The organism is Burkholderia sp. MSMB0856, assembly GCF_001524645.2.
GTDB lineage: Bacteria > Pseudomonadota > Gammaproteobacteria > Burkholderiales > Burkholderiaceae > Burkholderia > Burkholderia diffusa.
The window spans coordinates 1,108,977-1,133,421 of sequence record NZ_CP013427.1; the positions used below are offsets into that span (position 1 = coordinate 1,108,977).

Consider the following 24,445-nt stretch of genomic DNA (forward strand, 5'->3'; position numbering starts at 1 on the left):
TGCCCGCCGGTTGTAAGTCACGGCACGGCCATTCTTCCGTGTCCGCCTGTTCAGTTAGTAGGAAACAAAGGAAATCACATGTCTGTTGCAGATATCAAGAAGTCGGAAGTCGTTGCTCAGTTCGCCCGCGGTACCAACGACACGGGCTCGCCCGAAGTCCAGGTCGCACTGCTGACCGCACGTATCGTCGAACTGACGGGTCACTTCAAGACCCACGCGAAGGATCACCACAGCCGCCGCGGCCTGCTGCGCATGGTGAGCCGCCGCCGCAAGCTGCTCGACTACCTCAAGGGCAAGGATGCCGACCGTTACCGCGCGCTGATCGAGAAGCTGGGTCTGCGTAAGTAATCGAGGCGATTGCCGCCAGCAAGATGCCTGTGTCAGTCCGCTGATGCAGGCATTTTGTTTTTGCGCGGTGCGTAGCGTCACGCGCACCGCGGGTTGTCCGGCACGTGAGTGCCGGCTGCCGGAACGGCTGATACCGGGGTCGGGATTTGTGTCATTCCAGCGCGCCGCTCGACGAGCGTCGCGCTGGAATGGCATAAAAAACACACCTTGCTCCGGGTGATTCGGTCGGGACGCCGCCGCACGGGATGGCCCGGGCGGCGAATGAAATGAATGAATTCAAAGGAGCAACCATGTCCATGTTCAACAAGGTCGTGAAGGAATTCCAGTGGGGCCAGCACAAGGTGCGCCTCGAAACCGGTGAAGTCGCTCGCCAGGCGAGCGGTGCCGTGATCGTCGACGTGGAAGACACCGTCGTGCTGGCAACCGTCGTCGGCGCGAAGTCGGCGAAGCCGGGCCAGGATTTCTTCCCGCTGACCGTCGACTACCTCGAAAAGACCTACTCGGCCGGCAAGATCCCGGGCGGCTTCTTCCGTCGCGAAGGCCGTCCGTCGGAACACGAGACGCTGACGTCGCGCCTGATCGACCGTCCGCTGCGCCCGCTGTTCCCGGAAGGCTTCTACAACGAAGTGCAGGTCGTGATTCACGTGCTGTCCGTGAACCCGGAAATCCCGGCGGACATCCCCGCGCTGATCGGTGCATCGGCTGCGCTCGCCGTGTCGGGCCTGCCGTTCAACGGTCCGGTCGGTGCCGCGCGCGTCGCGTACATCGACAACGCATACGTGCTGAACCCGACGCGTGACCAGATCAAGGCATCGAGCCTCGACCTCGTCGTCGCCGGTACGGAGCGTGCGGTGCTGATGGTCGAATCGGAAGCCGACCAGCTGCCGGAAGACGTGATGCTGGGCGCGGTCGTGTTCGGTCACGAGCAGATGCAGACGGCGATCGATGCGATCCACGAACTCGTGCGCGAAGGTGGCAAGCCCGAGTGGGACTGGCAGCCGGCACCGAAGAACGAGGCGCTGATCGCGCGCGTGACGGAACTGGCGCACGGCGACCTGCTCGCCGCTTACCAGCTGCGCGACAAGCAAGCGCGTTCGACGAAGCTGAAGGAAGTCTACGCGGCGACCTCGGCGAAGCTCGAGGAAGACGCGCTGGCGGCCGGCACGGTCGCGGCCGACAAGGCTACCGTCGGCAACATCCTGTTCGACATCGAAGCGAAGATCGTCCGTTCGCAGATCCTGAACGGCGAGCCGCGCATTGACGGTCGCGACACGCGCACCGTGCGTCCGATCGAGATCCGCACCGGCGTGCTGCCGCGCACCCACGGTTCGGCGCTGTTCACGCGTGGCGAAACGCAGGCGCTCGTCGTCGCGACGCTCGGCACGAAGGGTGACGAGCAGATCATCGACGCGCTCGAAGGCGAATACCGCGAGCGCTTCATGCTCCACTACAACATGCCCCCGTTCGCGACCGGCGAAACGGGTCGCGTCGGCTCGCCGAAGCGTCGTGAAATCGGCCACGGCCGTCTCGCGAAGCGCGCGCTGGTCAAGTGCCTGCCGAGCGCCGACGAATTCGGCTACTCGATCCGCGTCGTGTCGGAAATCACCGAGTCGAACGGTTCGTCGTCGATGGCGTCGGTGTGCGGCGGCTGCCTCGCGCTGATGGACGCCGGCGTGCCGATGAAGGCACACGTCGCGGGTATCGCGATGGGCCTGATCCTCGAAGGCAACAAGTTCGCGGTGCTGACCGACATCCTCGGCGACGAAGATCACCTCGGCGACATGGACTTCAAGGTAGCCGGCACGGAGCAAGGCGTGACGGCGCTGCAGATGGACATCAAGATCCAGGGCATCACGAAGGAAATCATGCAGGTCGCGCTCGCGCAGGCGAAGGAAGGCCGCATGCACATCCTCGGCAAGATGACGTCGGCGGTCTCGGGTGCGAACACGCAATTGTCGGAATTCGCGCCGCGCATGATCACGATCAAGATCAACCCGGAAAAGATCCGCGACGTGATCGGCAAGGGCGGTTCGGTGATTCGTGCGCTGACGGAAGAAACCGGCACGACCATCGACATCTCGGATGACGGCGTCGTGACGATCGCGAGCACGAACAGCGAAGGCATGGCCGAAGCGAAGAAGCGCATCGAGCAAATCACGGCTGAGATCGAAGTCGGCCAGGTGTACGAAGGCACGGTGCTCAAGCTGCTCGATTTCGGCGCGATCGTGAACCTGCTGCCGGGCAAGGACGGCCTGCTGCACATCTCGGAAATCGTCAACGAGCGCGTGAAGGACATCAACGACTACCTGAAGGAAGGTCAGCAGGTGAAGGTCAAGGTGATCCAGACGGACGAGAAGGGTCGCGTGCGTCTGTCGGCGAAGGCGCTGCTGAACGAAGCAGCGGCAGCGTCGCAGTCGGATACGCCGCCGCAGCAGTAAGCGGACAGGCGTGAGAACGGCCGGCAGTGCGAAAGCGTGCCGGCCGTTTTTTCTGTAGCATCGTTGTGCGGCGCAGCAGCGCCGGCGAGGCGCCCGTGCCGCGCACGGGTGCGCCCCCGACTGATCCTGGAGCGACCACCATGAAAGCCATCGAAATCACCGAATTCGGCGCCCCCGACGTGCTGAAGCTGGCGGAGCGTCCGCGCCCCGAACCGAAGCGCGGCGAAGTGTTGATCAAGGTGGCGGCTTCCGGCGTGAACCGGCCGGACGTATTCCAGCGCAAGGGCGCGTATGCGCCGCCGCCGGGTGCGTCGGATCTGCCGGGCCTCGAGGTCGCGGGCGAGATCGTCGGCGGCGACCTGTCGGATGCGGCGCTGAACCCGTTCGGCCTGAAGCTGGGCGATCGCGTCTGCGCGCTGCTCGCGGGCGGCGGCTACGCCGAATATACGGTTGCGCCGCTGCCGCAATGCCTGCCGGTGCCCGACGGACTGACCGACATCGAGGCCGCATCGCTGCCCGAAACCTTCTTCACGGTGTGGAGCAACGTGTTCGACCGTGCGCTGCTCGGCGCGGGCGAGGGCGGCGAGCAGGAAACGCTGCTCGTGCAGGGCGGCTCGAGCGGGATCGGCGTGACGGCGATCCAGATCGCGCACGCGCTCGGCTTTCGCGTGTTCGCGACGGCCGGGAATGCCGACAAATGCCGCGCATGCGAGGCGCTCGGCGCCGAGCGTGCGATCAACTACAAGACCGAGGACTTCGTCGAGGTCGTCAAGTCGTTGACGCACGATCGCGGCGTCGACGTGATCCTCGACATGGTCGCGGGCTCGTACGTGCCGCGCGAACTGTCCGCGCTCGCGGATGGCGGCCGCCTCGTGCTGATCGCGTTGCTCGGCGGCGCGAAAGCCGAGGTCAACCTGAATGAAATCCTGCGCCGCCGGCTGACGGTGACGGGCTCGACGCTGCGTCCGCGTCCGGTCGAATTCAAGGCGCGCATCGCCGCGCAGCTGAAGGCGCGCGTCTGGCCGCTGCTCGCGGACGGTCGCATCAAGCCCGTCATCTACCGCGTGCTGCCGGCAGGGGAGGCCGCGCAGGCGCATGCGCTGATGGAAAGCGGCGAGCACATCGGCAAGATCGTGCTTGATTGGGGCGCGAACGCGTGACGGCCCGCGCGGCGGGCTTGACATGCGCGGTTTGACCGGTTCAAGCCGCGCGCAGTAAAATCGCGGGTTTGCTTCGCCAGATCCAACCTGACGGGCCGGTTTCCGGTGCGTTAATGACAAGATAGTGACGAGACAGACACGATGTCGAAACAACGAACGAAGCGAGTGATCGGCAACTGGAAGATGCACGGCCGGCTGGCCGGCAACCAGGCATTGCTGAACGAAGTGGTGCAGGGCGCGGGCGCGGTGGCGGCCGAGACGTCGATCGGCGTGTGCGTGCCGTTCCCGTATCTCGCGCAGGTTCAGGCGCAGCTCGCCGGCGGCCGTGTCGCGTTCGGCGCGCAGGACGTGTCCGCGCACGAGCAGGGCGCGTTCACCGGTGAAGTGGCGGCCGCGATGGTGGCGGAGTTCGGCGCGCAGTATGCGATCGTCGGTCACTCGGAGCGTCGCGCGTACCACGGCGAGCGCAACGAAACCATTGCCGCGAAGACGCAGCGCGCGCTCGCGGCGGGTCTCACGCCCGTCGTGTGCGTCGGTGAAACGCTCGACGAGCGCGAGGCGGGCGCGACCGAGCAGGTAGTCGGTGCGCAACTCGACGCCGTGCTGGCCGTGCTGACGGCTGATGAAGCGGCGCGCATCGTCGTCGCATACGAGCCGGTCTGGGCGATCGGCACGGGCAAGAGCGCGACGTCGGCGCAGGCGCAGGACGTGCACGCATTCCTGCGTGCGCGTCTCGCGGCGAAGGGGGCGGCGGACGTATCGGTGCTGTACGGCGGCAGCGTGAAGCCGGACAACGCGGAAGAGTTGTTCGCGCAGCCTGACATCGATGGCGGCCTGATCGGCGGCGCGTCGCTGAAGGCGGAAGATTTCCTGGCGATCTGCCGGGCCGCACGTTGAGCGGTCCGGGGTCGAATTGAACCATGATGGCGGCCGGTTGGTCCGGTTGCCTGATCCAATCGGGTGGATGTGATGCTGTTATTCAAGACGCTGATTATTGTTGTGCAGGTGCTGTCTGCACTCGGTGTGATCGGACTCGTGCTGCTGCAGCACGGCAAGGGCGCCGACATGGGCGCTGCATTCGGCAGCGGCGCGTCGGGCAGCCTGTTCGGTGCAACGGGCTCCGCCAACTTCCTGTCGCGCACGACGGGCATTCTCGCGACGATCTTCTTCGTCGCGACGCTCGCGCTGACGTACCTCGGTTCGTACAAGTCGACGCCGTCGGCCGGCGTGCTCGGCACCGCCGCGACCGCGCCGGCATCGGCGCCCGCAGCGTCGGCGCCGGCCGTCGCCGCGTCCGCTGCCGCGGGTTCGGCGGCGAGCGCGCCGGGCCAGGATGTCCCGAAATAAAAAGTCGAATTTTTTGCGTTTGTGCGTTGAACAAATCTGGAACTCGGGTTAGAATTTAATTCTTGAAGCGATTCGCGGGAAACAAGCAGCACAACCCGAGTTGCATGCAGTGCCGACGTGGTGAAATTGGTAGACACGCTATCTTGAGGGGGTAGTGGCGAAAGCTGTGCGAGTTCGAGTCTCGCCGTCGGCACCAAAGTTACTCAATGCCAGCCGCTTCTAGTGGCTGGCATTTTTCATTTCTGGCGTGTGCCTTGCGATTGTCTTGTGATCGCACGCACTCCGAAATGATTCCTTCCGCCGGAAGTGGTATTCTCCGGACGCTCAGAACCAACCGATAGAGGATTGCCTTGAACCTCGCAGCCTATTACCCCGTCTTGTTGTTCCTCCTCGTGGGCACTGGTTTAGGTATAGCGCTGGTCAGCATCGGCAAGCTCCTTGGTCCCAATAAGCCGGACGTTGAGAAGAACGCACCGTATGAGTGCGGCTTCGAAGCCTTTGAAGACGCCCGGATGAAATTCGACGTCCGGTACTACCTCGTCGCCATCCTGTTCATCATCTTCGATCTCGAAACCGCATTCCTGTTTCCGTGGGGCGTCGCGCTCCGGGACATCGGCTGGCCGGGTTTCATCGCAATGATGATTTTTCTGCTCGAATTCCTGCTGGGCTTTGCCTATATCTGGAAGAAAGGCGGCCTCGACTGGGAGTGATGGGTTAATCGCCGGTTTGCATGGGCGGCCACGCTGGGCCGCTCGTCTGGAGTGGAAAGCAAATGAGTATCGAAGGGGTCTTGAAGGAAGGGTTTGTCACCACGACGGCTGACAAGCTGATCAACTGGACGCGTACCGGCTCGCTGTGGCCGATGACGTTCGGGCTCGCGTGTTGCGCCGTCGAGATGATGCATGCGGGTGCGGCCCGTTATGACCTGGACCGGTTCGGGGTCGTGTTCCGTCCGAGCCCGCGTCAGTCGGACGTGATGATCGTCGCCGGCACGCTGTGCAACAAGATGGCGCCCGCGCTGCGCCGCGTGTACGACCAGATGGCCGAGCCGCGCTGGGTGATCTCGATGGGGTCGTGCGCGAACGGTGGCGGTTACTACCACTACTCGTACTCGGTGGTCCGCGGTTGCGACCGGATCGTGCCGGTCGACGTCTACGTGCCGGGCTGTCCGCCCACGGCCGAGGCGCTGGTCTACGGCGTGATCCAGCTTCAGGCGAAGATCCGCCGCACCAATACCATCGCCCGTCAATAAAGCCCCGAGCGTCCCCTCAATATGGCAAGCAAAATCGAGACCCTCAAGGCAAACCTCGAAGCCGCGCTCGGCGCGCGCGTGGTGAGCCTCACCGAAGCGATCGGTGAACTGACGCTCGTCGTGAAGGCGAGCGATTACCTCGAAGTCGCAAAGATGCTGCGCGACGATCCGAAGCTCCGTTTCGAGCAACTGATCGACCTCTGCGGCGTCGACTACCAGACCTACGGCGACGGCGCCTACGACGGCCCGCGTTTCGCGGCCGTGTCGCAGCTGCTGTCGGTCACGAACAACTGGCGCCTGCGCCTGCGCGTGTTCGCGCCGGACGACGATCTGCCGATCGTGGCATCGCTCGTCGACATCTGGACCTCCGCAAACTGGTACGAGCGCGAAGCATTCGACCTGTACGGCCTCGTGTTCGAGGGTCACCCCGATCTGCGCCGCATTCTCACCGACTACGGCTTCATCGGCCATCCGTTCCGCAAGGACTTCCCGGTGTCGGGTTATGTCGAAATGCGTTACGACCCGGAAGAGAAGCGGGTCGTCTACCAGCCGGTGACGATCGAGCCGCGCGAAATCACGCCGCGCGTGATCCGCGAGGATCGCTATGGCGGTCTGAAACATTAAGGGGGCGTCATGGCAGAAATCAAGAATTACACCCTCAACTTCGGTCCGCAGCACCCGGCAGCGCACGGCGTGCTGCGCCTCGTGCTCGAGCTCGACGGCGAAGTCATCCAGCGTGCCGATCCGCACATCGGCCTGCTGCATCGCGCGACTGAAAAGCTCGCGGAAAACAAGACCTTCATCCAGTCCGTGCCGTACATGGACCGTCTCGACTACGTGTCGATGATGGTCAACGAGCACGGCTACGTGCTCGCGATCGAGCGTCTGCTCGGCATCGACGTGCCGGAGCGCGCGCAGTACATCCGCGTGCTGTTCGACGAGATCACGCGCGTGCTGAACCACCTGATGTGGATCGGCGCGCACGCACTCGACGTCGGCGCGATGGCGGTGTTCCTGTACGCATTCCGCGAGCGCGAAGACCTGATGGACGTTTACGAAGCGGTGTCCGGTGCCCGGATGCACGCGGCGTACTACCGTCCGGGCGGCGTCTACCGCGACCTGCCTGACGCAATGCCGCAATACAAGGCGTCGAAGATTCGCAACGAGAAGGCGCTCGCGAAGATGAACGAAGCGCGCAGCGGCTCGGTGCTCGACTTCATCGACGACTTCTTCACGCGCTTCCCGAAGTGCGTCGACGAATACGAAACGCTGCTGACCGACAACCGGATCTGGAAACAGCGTCTGGTCGGGATCGGCGTCGTCAGCCCGGAGCGTGCGCTGCAGATGGGCCTGACGGGCCCGATGCTGCGCGGCTCGGGTATCGCGTGGGACCTGCGTAAGAAGCAGCCGTACGAAGTGTACGACCGCATGGATTTCGACGTGCCGGTCGGCGTGAACGGCGATTGCTACGACCGCTATCTGGTGCGCGTCGAGGAAATGCGCCAGTCGATCCGCATCGCGAAACAGTGTATTGAGTGGCTCCGCAAGAATCCGGGCCCGGTGATGACCGACAATCACAAGGTTGCGCCGCCGTCGCGCGTCGGCATGAAGACCAACATGGAAGACTTGATTCACCACTTCAAGCTCTTCACCGAAGGTTTTCACGTGCCGGAAGGCGAAGCGTACGCGGCTGTCGAGCATCCGAAGGGCGAATTCGGCATCTACCTCGTGTCGGATGGTGCCAACAAGCCGTATCGCCTCAAGATCCGCGCACCGGGCTTCGCGCACCTCGCGTCGCTCGACGAAATGGCGCGCGGTCACATGATTGCCGACGCCGTCACGATCATCGGTACGCAGGACATCGTGTTCGGCGAAATCGATCGCTAATGGTCGCGCCGCCCGCGCGAGCGGGCGGCGAGCAGTAAGTCACACGCGATGCGCGCTGAACCGGCGCGGCTTCGCAAGCTGTCAACAGTGAGCGCCAGGTCTGCCGTCCTTGCACAGCAGTGCGGCAGGTTGTTCGTTCGGTAGGAATTGAAAGAGTCGTGTCTGAAAATGATCTCAGCTGAAGGCCTGAAGGAAATCGATCGAGCGTTGACGAAGTATCCCGCCGATCAGAAACAGTCCGCCGTGATGTCGGCGTTGGCCGTCGCTCAGGAAGAGCACGGCTGGCTGTCGCCCGAACTGATGCAGTTCGTCGCGGACTATCTCGGCATGCCGGCCGTCGCCGTGCAGGAAGTCGCGACGTTCTACACGATGTACGAGCTCAAACCGGTCGGCAAGCACAAGATCACGCTCTGCACGAACCTGCCGTGCCAGCTTGGCCCGCACGGCGGCGCGGAGGCGACTGCCGACTACCTGAAACAGAAGCTGGGCATCGGCTTCGGCGAGACCACGCCCGACGGCAAGTTCACGCTGAAGGAAGGCGAATGCATGGGCTCGTGCGGCGATGCGCCGGTGCTGCTGGTGAACAATCACAGAATGTGCAGCTTCATGAGCCGCGAGAAGATCGACCAGCTGCTTGAGGAGCTCTCGAAATGACGTCCCTCCACGACCGTCACATCAAACCGCTGATCCTCGCTGGTCTGAACGGCGAGAACTGGCATCTCGAAGACTACGTTGCGCGCGGCGGCTACAAGCAGCTGCGCCGCATTCTCGAAGAAAAGATTCCGCCGGAGCAGGTGATCGCCGACGTGAAGGCGTCGGGCCTGCGTGGCCGTGGCGGTGCGGGCTTCCCGACCGGCCTGAAGTGGAGCTTCATGCCGCGCCAGTTCCCGGGGCAGAAGTACCTCGTCTGCAACTCGGACGAAGGCGAACCGGGCACGTTCAAGGATCGCGACATCCTGCGCTGGAACCCGCACGCACTGATCGAAGGCATGGCCATCGGCGCGTACGCGATGGGCATCACCGTCGGCTACAACTACATCCACGGCGAAATCTTCGAAGTGTATCGACGCTTCGAGGCCGCGCTCGATGAAGCGCGTGCCGCGGGTTTCCTCGGCGACAACATCATGGGCTCGGAATTCTCGTTCCAGCTGCACGCGCACCACGGTTACGGCGCGTACATCTGCGGCGAGGAAACGGCGCTGCTCGAGTCGCTCGAAGGCAAGAAAGGCCAGCCGCGCTTCAAGCCGCCGTTCCCGGCGAGCTTCGGCGTGTACGGCAAGCCGACCACGATCAACAATACCGAAACGTTTGCCGCGGTGCCGTTCCTGCTGTCCATCGGGCCGCAGAATTACCTCGAGATCGGCAAGCCGAACAACGGTGGCACGAAGATCTTCTCGGTGTCGGGCGACGTCGAGCGTCCGGGCAACTACGAAGTGCCGCTCGGCACGCCGTTCGCGACGCTGATGGAGCTCGCCGGCGGGATGCGCGGCGGTCGCAAGATCAAGGCCGTGATTCCGGGCGGTTCGTCGGCACCGGTGATCCCGGGCGACATCATGATGCAGACCGATCTCGATTACGACTCGATCGCGAAGGCGGGGTCGATGCTCGGCTCAGGCGCGGTGATCGTGATGGACGAGACGCGCTGCATGGTGCGTTCGCTGCTGCGCCTGTCGTACTTCTACTACGAGGAGTCGTGCGGCCAGTGCACGCCGTGCCGTGAAGGCACCGGCTGGCTGTATCGCGTCGTGAATCGTATCGAGCACGGCGAAGGTCGCCAGGAAGATCTGGACCTGCTGAACTCGGTTGCCGAGAACATCATGGGCCGCACGATCTGCGCGCTCGGCGATGCGGCGGCGATGCCGGTACGCGGGATGCTCAAGCATTACTGGGACGAATTCGCGTACCACGTCGAGCACAAGCACTGCATGGTCGGCGGCCACGCGCACGCGGCGGCAGCCTGAAGCGAAGCACCGGTTGCGGAATTTGAGCGCACGGTCGGGCGAAGGCGCGAACGGGCGGAAATAGGTTAAGGACCATTCACCATCATGGTTGAACTTGAAATAGACGGCAAGAAGGTCGAGGTGCCCGAAGGCAGCATGGTGATCCAGGCTGCGCACAAGGCGGATACGTACATTCCTCACTTCTGCTATCACAAGAAACTGTCGGTCGCGGCCAACTGCCGGATGTGTCTCGTCGAAGTCGAGAAGATGCCGAAGGCCGTGCCTGCCTGCGCGACGCCCGTGTCGGCCGGCATGATCGTGCGCACGCAGTCCGACAAGGCCGTGAAGGCGCAGCAGTCGGTGATGGAATTCCTCCTCATCAACCACCCGCTCGACTGCCCGATCTGCGATCAGGGCGGCGAATGCCAGCTGCAGGATCTGGCGGTCGGCTACGGCAAGTCGTCGTCGCGCTACTCGGAAGAAAAGCGCGTGGTGTTCCACAAGAACGTGGGCCCGCTGATCTCGATGGAAGAAATGTCGCGCTGCATCCACTGCACGCGCTGCGTCCGCTTCGGCCAGGAAATCGCCGGCGTGATGGAGCTCGGCATGCTGGGTCGCGGCGAGCACTCGGAAATCACGACGTTCGTCGGCAAGACGGTCGACTCCGAACTGTCGGGCAACATGATCGACCTGTGCCCGGTCGGTGCACTGACCAGCAAGCCGTTCCGCTACAGCGCCCGTACGTGGGAACTGTCGCGCCGCAAGTCGGTGAGCCCGCACGATTCGGTCGGCGCGAACCTCGTCGTGCAGGTGAAGAACAACCGCGTGATGCGCGTGCTGCCGTTCGAGAACGAAGCGATCAACGAATGCTGGATCTCGGACAAGGATCGTTTCTCGTACGAAGGCCTGAACAGCGAAGAGCGCCTGACGAAGCCGATGCTGAAGCAGGGCGGCCAGTGGATCGAGACCGACTGGCAAACCGCGCTCGAATATGTCGCGAAGGGCCTGAAGGGCATCGCCGCGGATCACGGTGCGAACGCGCTGGCGATGCTCGCGAGCGCGCACAGCACCGCTGAAGAGCTGTTCCTCGTGAAGCAGCTCGCCAGCGAACTGAAAACGCCGAACGTCGACTTCCGTCTGCGTCAGCAAGATTTCTCGGCGCCGGTCCAGGGCGCACCGTGGCTCGGCATGCCGATCGCCGATCTGTCGAGCGTGGATGCCGCGTTCGTCGTCGGTTCGTTCCTGCGCCGCGACCACCCGCTGTTCGCCGCGCGCCTGCGCCAGGCCGCGAAGAACGGCGCGAAGCTGCACTTCCTGCACGCGACCGCCGACGACTCGCTGATCCCGACCGCGAAGCGCATCGTCGCCGCGCCGTCGGCATGGCTCGACGAGCTGGCCGGCGTTGCCGCCGCCGTCGCGCAACTGCGCGGCGTCGCGCTGCCGGACGCGCTGGCGGGCGTCACCGCATCGCCGGCAGCACAAGCAGTCGCCCAGTCGCTCGCGAACGGCGAGCGCCGCGCGGTGCTGCTCGGCAATGCGGCCGTCCGTCATCCGCAATTCGCGAAGCTGCACGCCGTTGCACAGTGGATCGCCGACAACACGGGCGCCACGTTCGGTTTCCTGACGGAAGCGGCGAACACGGTCGGCGCGCACGTCGTCGGCGCACTGCCGGGCGAGGGCGGCCTGAACGCACGCGAAGCGTTCGCGCAGCCGCGCAAGGGCTACGTGCTGCTGAACGTCGAACCGGAATTCGACACGGCCGATCCGGCGCAGGCACTTGCCGCGCTGAACCAGGCCGAAATGGTCGTCGTGATGTCGCCGTTCAAGCACGGCCTCGATTACGCCGACGTGCTGCTGCCGATCGCGCCGTTCACGGAAACGGCAGGCACGTACGTGAACGCGGAAGGCTCGGTGCAGAGCTTCAACGGCGTCGTGCGTCCGCTCGGCGATACGCGTCCGGCGTGGAAGGTGCTGCGCGTGCTCGGCAGCCTGCTCGGCCTGCCGAACTTCGAATACGAAACGGCGGAAGAAGTGCGTCTCGCGGCGCTCGGCGACGCAGGCGTCGCGAAGCGTCTGTCGAACCAGGCGTCGGTCGCGCCGGCACGCGTCGCGGCAGCTGCCGCGAACGGCGGCTTCGAGCGCCTCGCCGACGTGCCGATCTATCATGCCGACGCACTCGTGCGCCGCGCCGGTGCGCTGCACCTGACGGCCGCCGCGAAGATGGCGAACGCCGCAGCCCTGCCGGCCGCGCTGTTCGACAAGCTGGGCTTGAAGGAAGGCGACGCGGTGCGCGTGCGCCAGGGCGAGCGTGCGGTGCAGTTGCCGGCCGTGCGCGACGCGAATCTTGCGGAGACGGTCGTTCGCGTGTCGGCGGCGACGCCTGCCGGCGCAGCGCTCGGCAGCCTGTCCGGTGAACTGGTGGTGGAGAAGGCGTAAATGAGCTTGTTCGATACGATCAACGCGGGCGGAGCCCAGCTTCTCGGCGTCGCGTGGCCGACGGTGTGGGCCGTCGTGCGCATCCTCGTCGTCGCCGTCGTGATCCTGCTGTGCGTCGCGTACCTGATTCTGTGGGAACGCAAGCTGATCGGCTGGATGCACGTGCGTCTCGGCCCGAACCGCGTCGGCCCCGGTGGCCTGCTGCAGCCGATCGCCGACGTGCTGAAGCTGCTGCTGAAGGAAGTGATTCAGCCGAGCGCCGCCAGCCGTTGGCTGTACCTGATCGCGCCGGTCATGACCGTCGTGCCGGCGTTTGCCGTGTGGGCGGTGATCCCGTTCCAGGCCGAGGCCGTGCTCGCGAACGTGAACGCGGGCCTGCTGTATGCGATGGCGATCTCGTCGATCGGCGTGTACGCGGTGATTCTCGCCGGCTGGGCGTCGAACTCGAAGTACGCATTCCTCGGTGCGATGCGCGCTGCGGCGCAGATGGTGTCGTACGAAATCTCGATGGGCTTCGCGCTGGTGCTTGTGCTGATGACGGCTGGCAGCCTGAACCTGTCGGAAATCGTCGGCTCGCAACAGCACGGCTTCTTCGCCGGCCACGGCGTGAACTTCCTGTCGTGGAACTGGCTGCCGCTGCTGCCGGCGTTCGTCGTCTACTTCGTGTCCGGCATCGCCGAAACGAACCGTCACCCGTTCGACGTGGTGGAAGGGGAGTCGGAGATCGTCGCGGGTCACATGATCGATTACTCGGGCATGGCGTTCGCGCTGTTCTTCCTCGCCGAGTACATCAACATGATCGTGATCTCGGCGCTGGCCGCGACGCTGTTCCTGGGCGGCTGGGACGCACCGTTCGAATTCCTGTCGTTCATTCCGGGCATCTTCTGGCTGGTGCTGAAGGTATTCGCGCTGCTGTCGGTGTTCATCTGGGTGCGCGCGACGTTCCCGCGCTACCGTTACGACCAGATCATGCGTCTGGGCTGGAAGGTGTTCCTGCCCGTCACGGTGATCTGGGTGGTCGTGGTCGGCTTCTGGATGATGTCGCCGCTCAACATCTGGGTGAAGTAAGGATCGGACGAAATCATGACTGCAATCCAACACTTCTTTAAGACCTTCTTCCTGACGGAGCTGCTGAAGGGGCTCGCGCTGACCGGTCGTTACACGTTCCGGCGCAAGTTCACCGTGCAGTTCCCGGAAGAGAAGACCCCGATTTCGCCGCGTTTCCGCGGGCTGCATGCGCTGCGCCGCTATGAAAACGGCGAAGAGCGCTGCATCGCGTGCAAGCTCTGCGAGGCCGTGTGCCCCGCGATGGCGATCACGATCGAGTCGGAAACGCGCGCGGACAACACGCGCCGCACGACGCGCTACGACATCGACCTGACGAAGTGCATCTTCTGTGGTTTCTGCGAGGAAAGCTGCCCGGTCGATTCGATCGTCGAGACGCAGATCCTCGAGTACCACGGCGAAAAGCGCGGCGACCTGTATTTCACGAAGGAAATGCTGCTCGCGGTGGGCGATCGCTACGAGAAGGACATCGCTGCGGCGAAGGCCGCCGACGCGCCGTATCGTTGATTGTGTTTGCAGTGCCGGCCCGGCATGAACGGGCCGAGCCGCCGCGACGGGTGCGGCACGCGAGAGCGTCCCGCAAGCCGCGCCTGACTATGGCCTAACGATGAACCGGTAATCATGGAATTCACGACCGTACTGTTCTACATCTTCGCGCTGCTCCTGGTGGTATCAGGGCTGAAGGTGATCACTTCGCGCAACCCGGTGGCGTCTGCGCTTTTCCTTGTGCTGGCGTTCTTCAACGCCGCCGCGATCTGGATGCTGCTGGAAGCGGAGTTCCTCGCGATCCTGCTGGTGCTGGTGTACGTGGGCGCCGTGATGGTGCTGTTCCTGTTCGTCGTGATGATGCTGGACATCAACATCGATTACCTGCGCCGTGACTTCAAGCGCTTCGTACCGATGGCGACCGTCGTCGGCGCGATCATCGTGGTCGAGACCGCGCTGATCCTGTGGCGCGGCTACGGCGACACGCACACGGTGCACGCGATGGCGACGGGCGCGATGGCCGACTGGTCGAACACGCGCCTGATCGGCAAAGTGATCTACACCGACTACATCTTCGCGTTTGAAATCGCCGGCCTGGTGCTGCTGGTCGCGATCATCGCCGCGATCGGGCTGACCGAGCGCAAGGGCAAGGACAGCAAGCGCCAGCGCGTGTCGGATCAGGTCAAGGTGCGCCGTAATGACCGCGTGCGCCTCGTGAAGATGGAAGCGGACAAGCCGCAGCCGGAAACGGCGCAGAGCGAAGCCGGTACGAGCACCAACGGCTAAGCGGAGGAAAAGAAAACCATGCTGACTCTTGCTCATTACCTCGTGCTCGGCGCGATCCTCTTTGCGATCGCGATCGTCGGGATCTTCCTGAACCGCCGCAACATCATCATCATCCTGATGGCGATCGAACTGATGCTGCTGGCGGTGAATACCAACTTCGTCGCGTTTTCGCACTACCTCGGCGACGTGCACGGCCAGATCTTCGTGTTCTTCGTGCTGACCGTCGCCGCAGCGGAAGCCGCGATCGGTCTCGCGATTCTGGTGACCCTGTTCCGTAAGCTCGACACGATCAATGTCGAGGATCTCGATCAGCTCAAAGGTTAATTTCAGGCAACGCTGTTATGTCAACGACACTCAATGAAAACCTGCTGCTGGCGATTCCGCTCGCTCCGCTGGCCGGCTCGCTGATTGCGGGGCTGTTCGGGAACGCAGTGGGGCGCAAGGGCGCACACCGGATCACGATCCTCGGCGTATTGATCGCGTTCCTCCTGTCGGCGAAAGTCTTCCTCGACGTGATGGGCGGCGCGAGCTTCAACGCGACCGTCTACGAATGGATGAACGTCGGCTCGCTGAAACTCGAAGTCGGCTTCCTCGTCGATTCGCTGACCGCGATGATGATGGTCGTCGTGACCTTCGTCTCGCTGATGGTGCACGTGTACACGATCGGCTACATGTCGGAAGAAAACGGCTACCAGCGCTTCTTCTCGTACATCTCGCTGTTCACGTTCTCGATGCTGATGCTCGTGATGAGCAACAACTTCCTGCAGCTGTTCTTCGGCTGGGAAGCGGTGGGTCTGGTGTCGTACCTGCTGATCGGCTTCTACTTCACGCGTGAGAGCGCGATCTACGCGAACATGAAGGCGTTCCTCGTGAACCGCGTGGGCGACTTCGGCTTCCTGCTGGGCATCGGCCTGCTGCTGGCGTTCGCGGGTTCGATGAACTACGGCGAAGTGTTCGCGAAGCGCGCCGAGCTCGCAAGCCTGCACTTCCCGGGCACCGACTGGGGCCTGCTGACCGTCGCCTGTATCTGCCTGTTCATCGGCGCGATGGGTAAATCGGCGCAGTTCCCGCTGCACGTGTGGCTGCCCGACTCGATGGAAGGCCCGACCCCGATCTCCGCGCTGATTCACGCGGCGACGATGGTGACGGCCGGCATCTTCATGGTGTCGCGCATGTCGCCGCTGTTCGAACTGTCGGATACCGCGCTGTCGTTCATCACGGTGATCGGTGCGATCACGGCACTGTTCATGGGCTTCCTCGGGATCGTCCAGAACGACATCAAGCGTGTCGTCGCGTACTCGACGCTGTCGCAGCTCGGCTACATGACCGTCGCGCTCGGCGTGTCCGCTTACCCGGTCGCCGTGTTCCACCTGATGACGCACGCGTTCTTCAAGGCGCTGCTGTTCCTCGGCGCCGGTTCGGTGATCATGGGCATGCACCACGACCAGGACATGCGCAACATGGGCGGCCTGCGCAAGTACATGCCGATCACGTGGATCACGTCGCTCGTCGGTTCGCTGGCGCTGATCGGCACGCCGTTCTTCTCGGGCTTCTACTCGAAGGACTCGATCATCGACGCGGTGAAGCTGTCGCACCTGCCGGGTTCGGGCTTCGCGTACTTCGCGGTCGTCGCGAGCGTGTTCGTCACGGCGCTGTACTCGTTCCGCATGTACTTCCTGGTGTTCCACGGCGAAGAGCGCTTCCGTAAGCCGAAGCATCCGGAATCGCCGATGGGCATGGCGGCCGCGCACGGCCACGACGATCACGGCCATGGCCACGGTCATGACGACCACGCGCACGAGCCGCACGAGACCCCGTGGGTCGTGTGGGTGCCGCTGGTCCTGCTGGCAATTCCGTCGGTGATCATCGGTGCGATCGCGATCGGCCCGATGCTGTTCGGCGACTTCTTCCAGCACGGCGTCGCGTTCGACAAGGTGATCTTCATCGGCGAAAACCATCCGGCACTGGCCGAGATGGCCGAAGAGTTCCACGGCTGGGTGGGCATGGGTCTGCACTCGGTGTCGGGCCTGCCGGTGTGGCTGGCGCTCGCCGGTGTCGTCGTTGCGTGGTTCCTGTACCTGAAGCGTCCGGAGCTGCCGGCGTCGATCCGCCGCGCGTTCGGTCCGATCTACACGCTGCTGGACAACAAGTACTACATGGACAAGATCAACGAAGTGGTGTTCGCCCGTGGTTTGGTGGCGATCGGCCGCGGCCTGTGGAAGGAAGGCGACGTCGTCGTGATCGACGGTCTCGTCAACGGCAGCGCGCGGTTCATCGGCTGGTTCGCCGGCGTGATCCGCTTCCTCCAATCCGGTTACATCTATCACTACGCGTTCGCCATGATCATCGGCATGCTGGGGCTCCTGACCCTGTTTGTAACGCTCGGCGGCAAATAAGGCGGGGGGACAACACTAATGCACGCTTTTCCGATTCTCAGTACCGCGATCTGGCTGCCGATCGTTTTCGGCCTCCTCGTGCTCGCGGTGGGTAACGACAAAAATCCGGGGACGGCCCGCTGGGTCGCGCTGATCGGTTCGCTGCTCGGTCTCGCGGTCACGATTCCGCTGATCACGGGCTTCGACTCGAGCACGGCTGCACTGCAGTTCGTCGAGCAGTCGACCTGGATCGAACGCTTCGACATCTCGTACCACCTCGGCGTCGACGGCATCTCGATGTGGTTCGTCGTGCTGACCGCGCTGATCACGGTGATCGTCGTGATCGCCGCGTGGGAGGTGATCACCGAGAACGTCGCGCAGTACCTCGCGGCCTTCCTGATCCTGTCCGGGATCATGATCGGCGTGTTCTCGGCGGCCGACGGCCTGCTGTTCTACGTGTTCTTCGAGGCGACCCTGATCCCGATGTACATCATCATCGGTGTGTGGGGCGGCCCGAACCGCGTGTACGCGGCGTTCAAGTTCTTCCTGTACACGCTGGCCGGCTCGCTGCTGATGCTGGTCGCGCTGATCTACCTGTACACGCAGACGCATTCGTTCGACCTCGCGACGTGGCAGAACGCCAAGATCGCGATGACGCCGCAGATCCTGCTGTTCATTGCATTCTTCCTCGCGTTCGCGGTGAAGGTGCCGATGTGGCCGGTGCACACCTGGCTGCCGGATGCGCACGTGGAAGCGCCGACGGGCGGCTCGGTCGTGCTGGCGGCGATCATGCTGAAGCTCGGTGCATACGGTTTCCTGCGTTTCTCGCTGCCGATCACGCCTGACGCAAGCCACTTCCTGGCACCGGTCGTGATCACGCTGTCGCTGATCGCAGTGATCTACATCGGCCTCGTCGCGATGGTGCAGGCCGACATGAAGAAGCTGGTCGCGTATTCGTCGATCGCGCACATGGGCTTCGTCACGCTTGGCTTCTTCATCTTCAACCAGCTCGGCGTCGAAGGCGCGATCGTCCAGATGATCTCGCACGGCTTCGTGTCGGGCGCGATGTTCCTGTGCATCGGCGTGCTGTACGACCGCGTTCACTCGCGTCAGATCGCCGATTACGGCGGCGTCGTGAACGTGATGCCGAAGTTCGCGGCATTCGCGATGCTGTTCTCGATGGCCAACTGCGGCCTGCCGGGCACCTCGGGTTTCGTCGGCGAGTTCATGGTGATTCTCGCGGCTGTCCAGTACAACTTCTGGATCGCATTCGGCGCGGCATTCACGCTGATCCTCGGCGCCGCCTACACGCTGTGGATGTACAAGCGCGTGTACTTCGGCGCGGTCGCGAACGATCATGTTGCCAAGCTGAAGGACATCGGCCGTCGCGAATTCGTGATGCTGGCCGTGCTCGCCGCGTTCACGCTGCTGATGGGTCTGTATCCGAAGCCTTTCACCGACGTGATGCACGTTTCCGTGGAAAACCTCCTCTCCCACGTCGCGCAGTCGAAGCTGCCGCTGGCCCAGTAATCGCGAGCGGAGGAAATCAAGATCATGAACGCACCTATGAATGTCCTGTTGCCTGACGCGCTGGTGATGGTCGCCATCGTCGTCGCATGGCTGAACGACACCTTTACCGGTGCCGCTGGCCGCCGCCTGACCTATCTGATCGCGGTGGTTTCGTCGGTCGTCGCCGGCGTGTGGTTCGCGGTGCAGGCGCTCGACCCGCAGCAGTATTATTTCTTCTCGCGGATGGTCGTCGTCGACTCGTTCGCGAGCATGATGAAGGCCGTCGTGTCGCTCGGCTTCGCGGTCTCGCTCGTCTATTCGCGCAAGTACCTCGAAGACCGTGACATGTTCCGCGGCGACGTGTTCCTGCTGGGCATGTTCTCGCTGCTCGGTCAGCTGGTGATGGTGTCGGGCAACAACTTCCTGACGCTGTACCTCGGCCTCGAACTGATGTCGCTGTCGCTGTACGCCGTCATCGCGCTGCGCCGCGATGCCGCGCAGTCGAGCGAAGCCGCGATGAAGTACTACGTGCTGGGCGCGCTCGCGTCGGGCTTCGTGCTGTACGGCATTTCGATGCTCTACGGCGCGACCGGCTCGCTCGAGCTGGGCGAGGTGTACAAGGCGGTCGGCGGCAACACCGACGCGGCCGTGCTGATGTTCGGCGTGGTCTTCATCGTCGCCGGTATCGCGTTCAAGCTCGGCGCCGTGCCGTTCCACATGTGGGTGCCGGACGTCTACCAGGGCGCACCGACCGCGATGACGCTGTTCGTCGGCGGCGGCCCGAAGGTTGCCGCGTTCGCGTGGGGCCTGCGTTTCCTGGTGATGGGCCTGCTGCCGCTCGCACAGAACTGGCAGACCGCGCTCGTGATCCTCGCCGCACTGTCGCTGATCGTCGGTAACATCACCGGTATCGTCCAGCGCAACATCAAGCGGATGCTTGCGTACTCGGCGATCTCGAACATGGGCTTCGTGCTGCTCGGCCTGCTCGCCGGCATCGTGAAGGGCGACGCGACCGCACCGGCCAACGCGTACAGCTCGGCGATGTTCTATGCGATCGTCTACCTGATCACGACGCTCGGCTCGTTCGGCGTGGTGATGCTGCTCGCACGCCGCGATTTCGAAGCGGAAACGATCGACGACTTCAAGGGCCTCAACAAGCGCAGCCCGGTGTTCGCGTTCGTGATGATGGTCATGATGTTCTCGCTGGCCGGTATCCCGCCGACCGTCGGCTTCTACGCGAAGCTCGCGGTGCTCGAGGCGACGGTCAACGCAGGTCTCACGTGGCTGGCCGTGCTGGCTGTGATCACGTCGCTGTTCGGCGCGTTCTACTACCTGCGCATCGTCAAGCTGATGTACTTCGATGCACCGCAGGACGCGACCCCGGTCACCGGCGATTTCTGCAAGCGCACGATCCTCGTGCTGAACGGTATTGCAGTCGTGGTGCTCGGCCTGATCCCGAGCCCGCTGTTGACGGCCTGCCTGCAGGCGATCCGTCACACGCTGCCGCTGTAATGTCGGCCGCTGGCTGGTTCATCGTGCTGTTGGCGCTCGTATGCGCCAACGTGCCGTTCCTGAACCAACGCCTCTTCGCCGTCGTACCGATCGGTGCGACGAAGAAGAACGCGTGGGTTCGGATCGGCGAGCTGATCGTGCTGTATTTCGTCGTCGGTGCGCTCGGCTTCTGGCTCGAGTCGCGCGCCGGCAACCGCTTCGAACAGGGCTGGCAGTTCTACGCGATCACGTTCAGTCTCTTCGTTGTGTTCGCGTTTCCCGGCTTCACGTTCCAGTATCTCGTCAAACGACGCTGACGGCTTCGGCCGTCGCGTGCTCATTCCTCCGGAGCCCGCCGATGGCCGAACTACCCAATCACGACGCCGCACTGACCGAAACCTGCCTCGAGAGCGAGGCGATTTTCGACGGCTCGTTCCTCAAGCTGAAGCGCGATACCGTTCGTTTGCCCGACGGCAAGCAGGCCACGCGCGAATACGTCCAGCATCCCGGCGCGGTGATGGTGATTCCGCTGTTCGACGACGGCCGCGTGCTGATGGAAAGCCAGTATCGCTATCCGATTGGCAAGGTCATGGCCGAATTCCCCGCCGGCAAACTTGATCCGAACGAGGGCGCGCTTGCCTGCGCGGTACGCGAACTGCGCGAGGAAACCGGCTACACGGCACGCGAATATGTGTTCCTGGCCCGAATTCATCCGATCATTTCCTATTCGACCGAATTCATCGACCTGTATCTCGCGCGCGGCCTGACGGCCGGCGAGCGCAAGCTCGACGAAGGCGAATTCCTCGAAACCTTCACGGCGACGCTGCCCGACCTTCAGGAGTGGGTGCGCACCGGTCAGATCACCGACGTGAAGACGATCATCGGCACGATGTGGCTCGACAAGGTCCTGTCCGGCGCCTGGCCGCTCGGCCCGGTCGAGAAGCCCTGACGGCGCGTCAGCGGCGGGTGGGGCGCAGCGTTACAATCCTGTGACGCGGCCGCTGTCCGGCCGCGCGATCCTGGTTTAGCACGATCGTTCACAAACGCGCGTTTTGCGCTACACTCGCCACACGCCCTGATTCAGCATGAAGGTCCTCGATTTACAGTGCCCGCACGGTCATCGGTTCGAAGGCTGGTTCGCTTCCGCCGATGAGTTCGAAGCGCAGTTGTCCCGCAAGCTGGTCGAATGTCCGGTGTGCGGAACGACCGAGATCAACCGGATGCCGTCGGCGCCGCGCCTGAACCTGTCGGGCGCGACGCAGGCACAGCCGGCCGATCCGCGCGCGCTGCAGGCGCAGGTGATGCGCGCGCTGCGCGAGGTGCTGGAGAAGACCGAGAACGTGGGCGAGCGCTTCGCCGAGGAAGCGCGGCGCATTCATTACAACGAGGCGCCGGCGCGCAGCATTCGTGGCGTCACGACGCCGGAGGATGCGCAATCCTTGGTCGAAGAAGGCATCGACGTGATGCCGCTGCCGATTCCTGCCGCGCTGAAAGAACCGCTGCAATGACGTATGCAGTGTGTCCTTGCCGGGCCGGACGGCCGCGGTCAGGAGACACTGCGCATGGATCTGGATTATTCCCCCGCCGACGACGCGTTCCGCGTCGACGTCCGCGCCTGGCTCGAGGCCAATCTGCCTCATGCACTGCGCGCCAAGGTACTCGATCACAAACGACTCGACCGCGAGGATTTCGCGAGCTGGCACCGGATTCTCGGCCAGCGCGGCTGGTCCGCGCCCGCATGGCCGGCCGAATACGGCGGTCCGGACTGGAACGCGACTCAGCGCCACATCTGGGATGAGGAGTGCGCACGCATCGGCGCGCCGACCGTGCTTCCGTTCGGTGTATCGATGGTCGCGCCGGTGCTGATGAAATACGGCAGCGAAGCGCAGAAGCGCCACTATCTGCCGCGCATTCTGGACGGCACCGACTGGTGGTGTCAGGGCTATTCCGAGCCAGGCTCCGGGTCGGATCTCGCATCGCTGCGCACGCGTGCCGAACGTCACGGCGACCACTACGTCGTCAACGGCCAGAAGACATGGACGACGCTGGGCCAGTACGCGGACATGATGTTTTGTCTCGTGCGCACCGATCCGGCGGCGAAGAAGCAGGAGGGCATCTCGTTCCTGCTGATCGACATGAAGACGCCCGGCATCACGGTGCGCCCGATCATCACGCTCGATGAGGATCACGAAGTCAACGAGGTGTTCTTCGAGGACGTGAAGGTGCCCGTTGAGAATCTCGTCGGCGATGAAAACCGCGGCTGGACTTACGCGAAATACCTGTTGGGTCACGAGCGCACCGGCATCGCACGCGTCGGCGCGTCGAAGCGTGAGCTCGCATTCCTGAAACGCGTGGCGTCGAACCAGCGCAAGAACGGCAAGCCGCTGCTTGCCGATCCGGTGTTTGCCGCGAAGGTCGCGGCGCTCGAAGTCGAACTGATGGCGCTCGAGGTGACGGTGCTGCGTGTCGTGAGCCGCGAGACGAGCGGCAAGGGGCCGGGCCCCGAGGCATCGATGTTGAAGATCAAGGGTACCGAGGTGCAGCAGGCGCTTACCGAGCTGATGTTCGAGGCGATTGGCCCGCTCGCCGCGCCGTTCGACGTCCCGTTCCTCGAGGGCGAACGCGAACACAGCAGCGCGGGCGACGATGATGCCGCGCCGCTCGCCGCCTACTACTTCAATTACCGGAAGACGTCGATCTACGGCGGTTCGAACGAGATTCAGAAGAACATCATCGCGCAGATGATCCTGGGGCTGTGATCAGGGAACGGAGACAACCATGGATTTCAGCTTTACCGATGAGCAGCAACAGTTTGCCGACGCGCTGCGCCGTTATCTCGGCGAGCAATACGGTTTCGACGCGCGCCAGGCCATCGTGCGAAGCGATGCCGGCGTGTCGGACGCGCAATGGAGCGCATTCGCGGAGCTGGGCCTGACCGCGCTGCCCGTGCCGGATGCGCAGGGCGGCTTCGGCGGCGGCCCGGTCGACATGCTGGTCGCGATGCAGGAGCTCGGCCGTGCACTCGTGGTCGAGCCGTACTGGGCGACGGCGGTCGGCATCGAGGCGCTGCGTGTCGCCGGGTCCGGCACGGGCGACGATGCCGCACTGCTGGAAGCGGTCGCGCAAGGGCAGAAGCGCCTGGCCGTTGCATTCCACGAACCACGGGCACGCTACGATCTGTACGAACTCGATACGCACGCGCGCGATCACGGCGGCACGTATCGGCTGACCGGCACCAAGTCGGTCGTTCAGCACTGCGCCCAGGCGCATGCGTGGATCGTGCCCGCGCGCGTCGATGGCGGCAGCATCGGCCTGTTCGTCGTCGAGCGCGATGCCGCGGGGGCGAAGCTCGTCGACTACCGGACGATCGACGGCCAGCGCGCTGCGACGATCGAGTTGCATGACACACCCGCGCGGCAGTTGACGGGCGGCGCACGCGATGCGGCCGCACTCGAGCAGATTGCCGATTACGCGACCTTCCTGCTCTGCGCGGAAGCGGTCGGCGCACTCGACGAGCTGAACCGCGCGACGGTCGAATACACGAAGACGCGCGAACAGTTCGGCGTACCGATTGCACGTTTCCAGGCACTGCAGCACCGGATGGTCGACATGCTGATTCACGCGGAGCAGGCGCGCTCGCTGACTTACCTGGCCGCGGTGCGTTACGCGGGCGGCGATGCCGATGCGCGTCGCAAGGCGGTGTCGGCCGCGAAGGCGCGGGTCGGCGCGGCCGCACACTTCGTCGGCCAGCAGGCGGTGCAACTGCACGGCGGCATGGGCGTGACCAATGAGGTTGCCGCCGCACACCTGTTCAAGCGGCTGTCGATCATCGAGACGACACTCGGCGACACCGATCATCATCTTGCGCGCATCGCGGCCCTGCCGGATTTCGCGCAGACCGATGCGGCATGACGGCGACGCGCGA

Annotated in this window: 24 protein-coding genes and 1 tRNA gene; all 25 read left to right on the forward strand. The window is 63.9% G+C overall.

The window, feature by feature from the left end; genetic code table 11:
- Positions 1-78: 78 nt before the first annotated feature.
- On the forward strand, positions 79-348 hold the full coding sequence (gene rpsO, locus WS87_RS06265) for a 30S ribosomal protein S15 (RefSeq protein ID WP_006398792.1): 270 nt from the start codon (positions 79-81) through the stop codon (positions 346-348).
- Positions 349-638: 290 nt separating this feature from the next.
- Positions 639-2,786 (forward strand): polyribonucleotide nucleotidyltransferase, encoded by a 2,148-nt coding sequence (gene pnp / locus WS87_RS06275; RefSeq protein ID WP_059533215.1) that lies wholly within the window; start codon positions 639-641, stop codon positions 2,784-2,786.
- A gap of 140 nt (positions 2,787-2,926) precedes the next feature.
- On the forward strand, positions 2,927-3,946 hold the full coding sequence (locus WS87_RS06280; protein ID WP_059820663.1) for an NAD(P)H-quinone oxidoreductase: 1,020 nt from the start codon (positions 2,927-2,929) through the stop codon (positions 3,944-3,946).
- Between the two features lie 141 nt (positions 3,947-4,087).
- Positions 4,088-4,843 (forward strand): triose-phosphate isomerase, encoded by a 756-nt coding sequence (gene tpiA, locus WS87_RS06285; RefSeq protein ID WP_059820664.1) that lies wholly within the window; start codon positions 4,088-4,090, stop codon positions 4,841-4,843.
- A gap of 72 nt (positions 4,844-4,915) precedes the next feature.
- Positions 4,916-5,293 carry a preprotein translocase subunit SecG gene (gene secG, locus WS87_RS06290; protein ID WP_059533209.1) on the forward strand — a complete coding sequence of 126 codons (378 nt, stop codon included), beginning with the start codon at positions 4,916-4,918 and terminating at the stop codon, positions 5,291-5,293.
- Positions 5,294-5,404: 111 nt separating this feature from the next.
- Positions 5,405-5,489, forward strand: a tRNA-Leu gene (locus WS87_RS06295).
- A 154-nt stretch (positions 5,490-5,643) separates the two neighbouring features.
- Positions 5,644-6,003 (forward strand): NADH-quinone oxidoreductase subunit A, encoded by a 360-nt coding sequence (locus WS87_RS06300; RefSeq protein WP_006398798.1) that lies wholly within the window; start codon positions 5,644-5,646, stop codon positions 6,001-6,003.
- 62 nt (positions 6,004-6,065) lie between these two features.
- A complete protein-coding gene (locus WS87_RS06305; RefSeq protein WP_006398799.1) occupies positions 6,066-6,545 on the forward strand; it encodes a NuoB/complex I 20 kDa subunit family protein in 480 nt (159 codons plus the stop codon).
- 21 nt (positions 6,546-6,566) lie between these two features.
- Positions 6,567-7,169 carry an NADH-quinone oxidoreductase subunit C gene (locus WS87_RS06310; RefSeq protein WP_059502607.1) on the forward strand — a complete coding sequence of 201 codons (603 nt, stop codon included), beginning with the start codon at positions 6,567-6,569 and terminating at the stop codon, positions 7,167-7,169.
- A 9-nt stretch (positions 7,170-7,178) separates the two neighbouring features.
- The gene (locus tag WS87_RS06315; RefSeq protein WP_012364320.1) at positions 7,179-8,432 is read left to right on the forward strand and encodes an NADH-quinone oxidoreductase subunit D; all 1,254 of its coding nucleotides are present in this window, start codon (positions 7,179-7,181) and stop codon (positions 8,430-8,432) included.
- 168 nt (positions 8,433-8,600) lie between these two features.
- A complete protein-coding gene (gene nuoE, locus WS87_RS06320) occupies positions 8,601-9,086 on the forward strand; it encodes an NADH-quinone oxidoreductase subunit NuoE (RefSeq protein ID WP_006478266.1) in 486 nt (161 codons plus the stop codon).
- Positions 9,083-10,393, forward strand: coding sequence for an NADH-quinone oxidoreductase subunit NuoF (gene nuoF / locus WS87_RS06325; protein WP_006756904.1), 1,311 nt, complete (start codon positions 9,083-9,085; stop codon positions 10,391-10,393). Before nuoE ends, nuoF begins: the two co-directional genes overlap by 4 nt.
- A gap of 84 nt (positions 10,394-10,477) precedes the next feature.
- Positions 10,478-12,808, forward strand: coding sequence for an NADH-quinone oxidoreductase subunit NuoG (gene nuoG, locus WS87_RS06330; protein ID WP_059820665.1), 2,331 nt, complete (start codon positions 10,478-10,480; stop codon positions 12,806-12,808).
- A complete protein-coding gene (nuoH, locus tag WS87_RS06335) occupies positions 12,809-13,876 on the forward strand; it encodes an NADH-quinone oxidoreductase subunit NuoH (RefSeq protein WP_059533202.1) in 1,068 nt (355 codons plus the stop codon). It begins immediately after the preceding gene.
- Between the two features lie 15 nt (positions 13,877-13,891).
- Complete coding sequence (nuoI, locus tag WS87_RS06340) at positions 13,892-14,380, forward strand: NADH-quinone oxidoreductase subunit NuoI (protein ID WP_011885529.1); 489 nt, start codon at positions 13,892-13,894, stop codon at positions 14,378-14,380.
- Between the two features lie 114 nt (positions 14,381-14,494).
- Positions 14,495-15,145: an NADH-quinone oxidoreductase subunit J gene (locus WS87_RS06345; protein ID WP_059533200.1), complete on the forward strand. Its 651-nt coding sequence runs from the start codon at positions 14,495-14,497 to the stop codon at positions 15,143-15,145.
- An 18-nt stretch (positions 15,146-15,163) separates the two neighbouring features.
- Complete coding sequence (nuoK, locus tag WS87_RS06350) at positions 15,164-15,469, forward strand: NADH-quinone oxidoreductase subunit NuoK (protein ID WP_004185739.1); 306 nt, start codon at positions 15,164-15,166, stop codon at positions 15,467-15,469.
- A 17-nt stretch (positions 15,470-15,486) separates the two neighbouring features.
- Positions 15,487-17,541 carry an NADH-quinone oxidoreductase subunit L gene (nuoL, locus tag WS87_RS06355; protein WP_059820666.1) on the forward strand — a complete coding sequence of 685 codons (2,055 nt, stop codon included), beginning with the start codon at positions 15,487-15,489 and terminating at the stop codon, positions 17,539-17,541.
- 18 nt (positions 17,542-17,559) lie between these two features.
- Complete coding sequence (locus tag WS87_RS06360) at positions 17,560-19,050, forward strand: NADH-quinone oxidoreductase subunit M (protein WP_059533196.1); 1,491 nt, start codon at positions 17,560-17,562, stop codon at positions 19,048-19,050.
- A 36-nt stretch (positions 19,051-19,086) separates the two neighbouring features.
- Positions 19,087-20,541, forward strand: a complete 1,455-nt coding sequence (gene nuoN, locus WS87_RS06365; RefSeq protein ID WP_175910931.1) for an NADH-quinone oxidoreductase subunit NuoN — start codon at positions 19,087-19,089, stop codon at positions 20,539-20,541.
- Entirely contained in the window at positions 20,541-20,837 is a 297-nt protein-coding gene (locus WS87_RS06370) for a DUF2818 family protein (protein WP_059533192.1), read from the forward strand. Before nuoN ends, WS87_RS06370 begins: the two co-directional genes overlap by 1 nt.
- A gap of 41 nt (positions 20,838-20,878) precedes the next feature.
- Positions 20,879-21,469 (forward strand): NUDIX domain-containing protein, encoded by a 591-nt coding sequence (locus tag WS87_RS06375; RefSeq protein WP_059533190.1) that lies wholly within the window; start codon positions 20,879-20,881, stop codon positions 21,467-21,469.
- A 136-nt stretch (positions 21,470-21,605) separates the two neighbouring features.
- Complete coding sequence (locus WS87_RS06380; RefSeq protein WP_006750470.1) at positions 21,606-22,028, forward strand: DUF1178 family protein; 423 nt, start codon at positions 21,606-21,608, stop codon at positions 22,026-22,028.
- 54 nt (positions 22,029-22,082) lie between these two features.
- Positions 22,083-23,279, forward strand: coding sequence for an acyl-CoA dehydrogenase family protein (locus tag WS87_RS06385; RefSeq protein WP_044844732.1), 1,197 nt, complete (start codon positions 22,083-22,085; stop codon positions 23,277-23,279).
- 19 nt (positions 23,280-23,298) lie between these two features.
- Positions 23,299-24,432 (forward strand): acyl-CoA dehydrogenase family protein, encoded by a 1,134-nt coding sequence (locus WS87_RS06390; protein ID WP_059820667.1) that lies wholly within the window; start codon positions 23,299-23,301, stop codon positions 24,430-24,432.
- Positions 24,433-24,445: the final 13 nt, after the last annotated feature.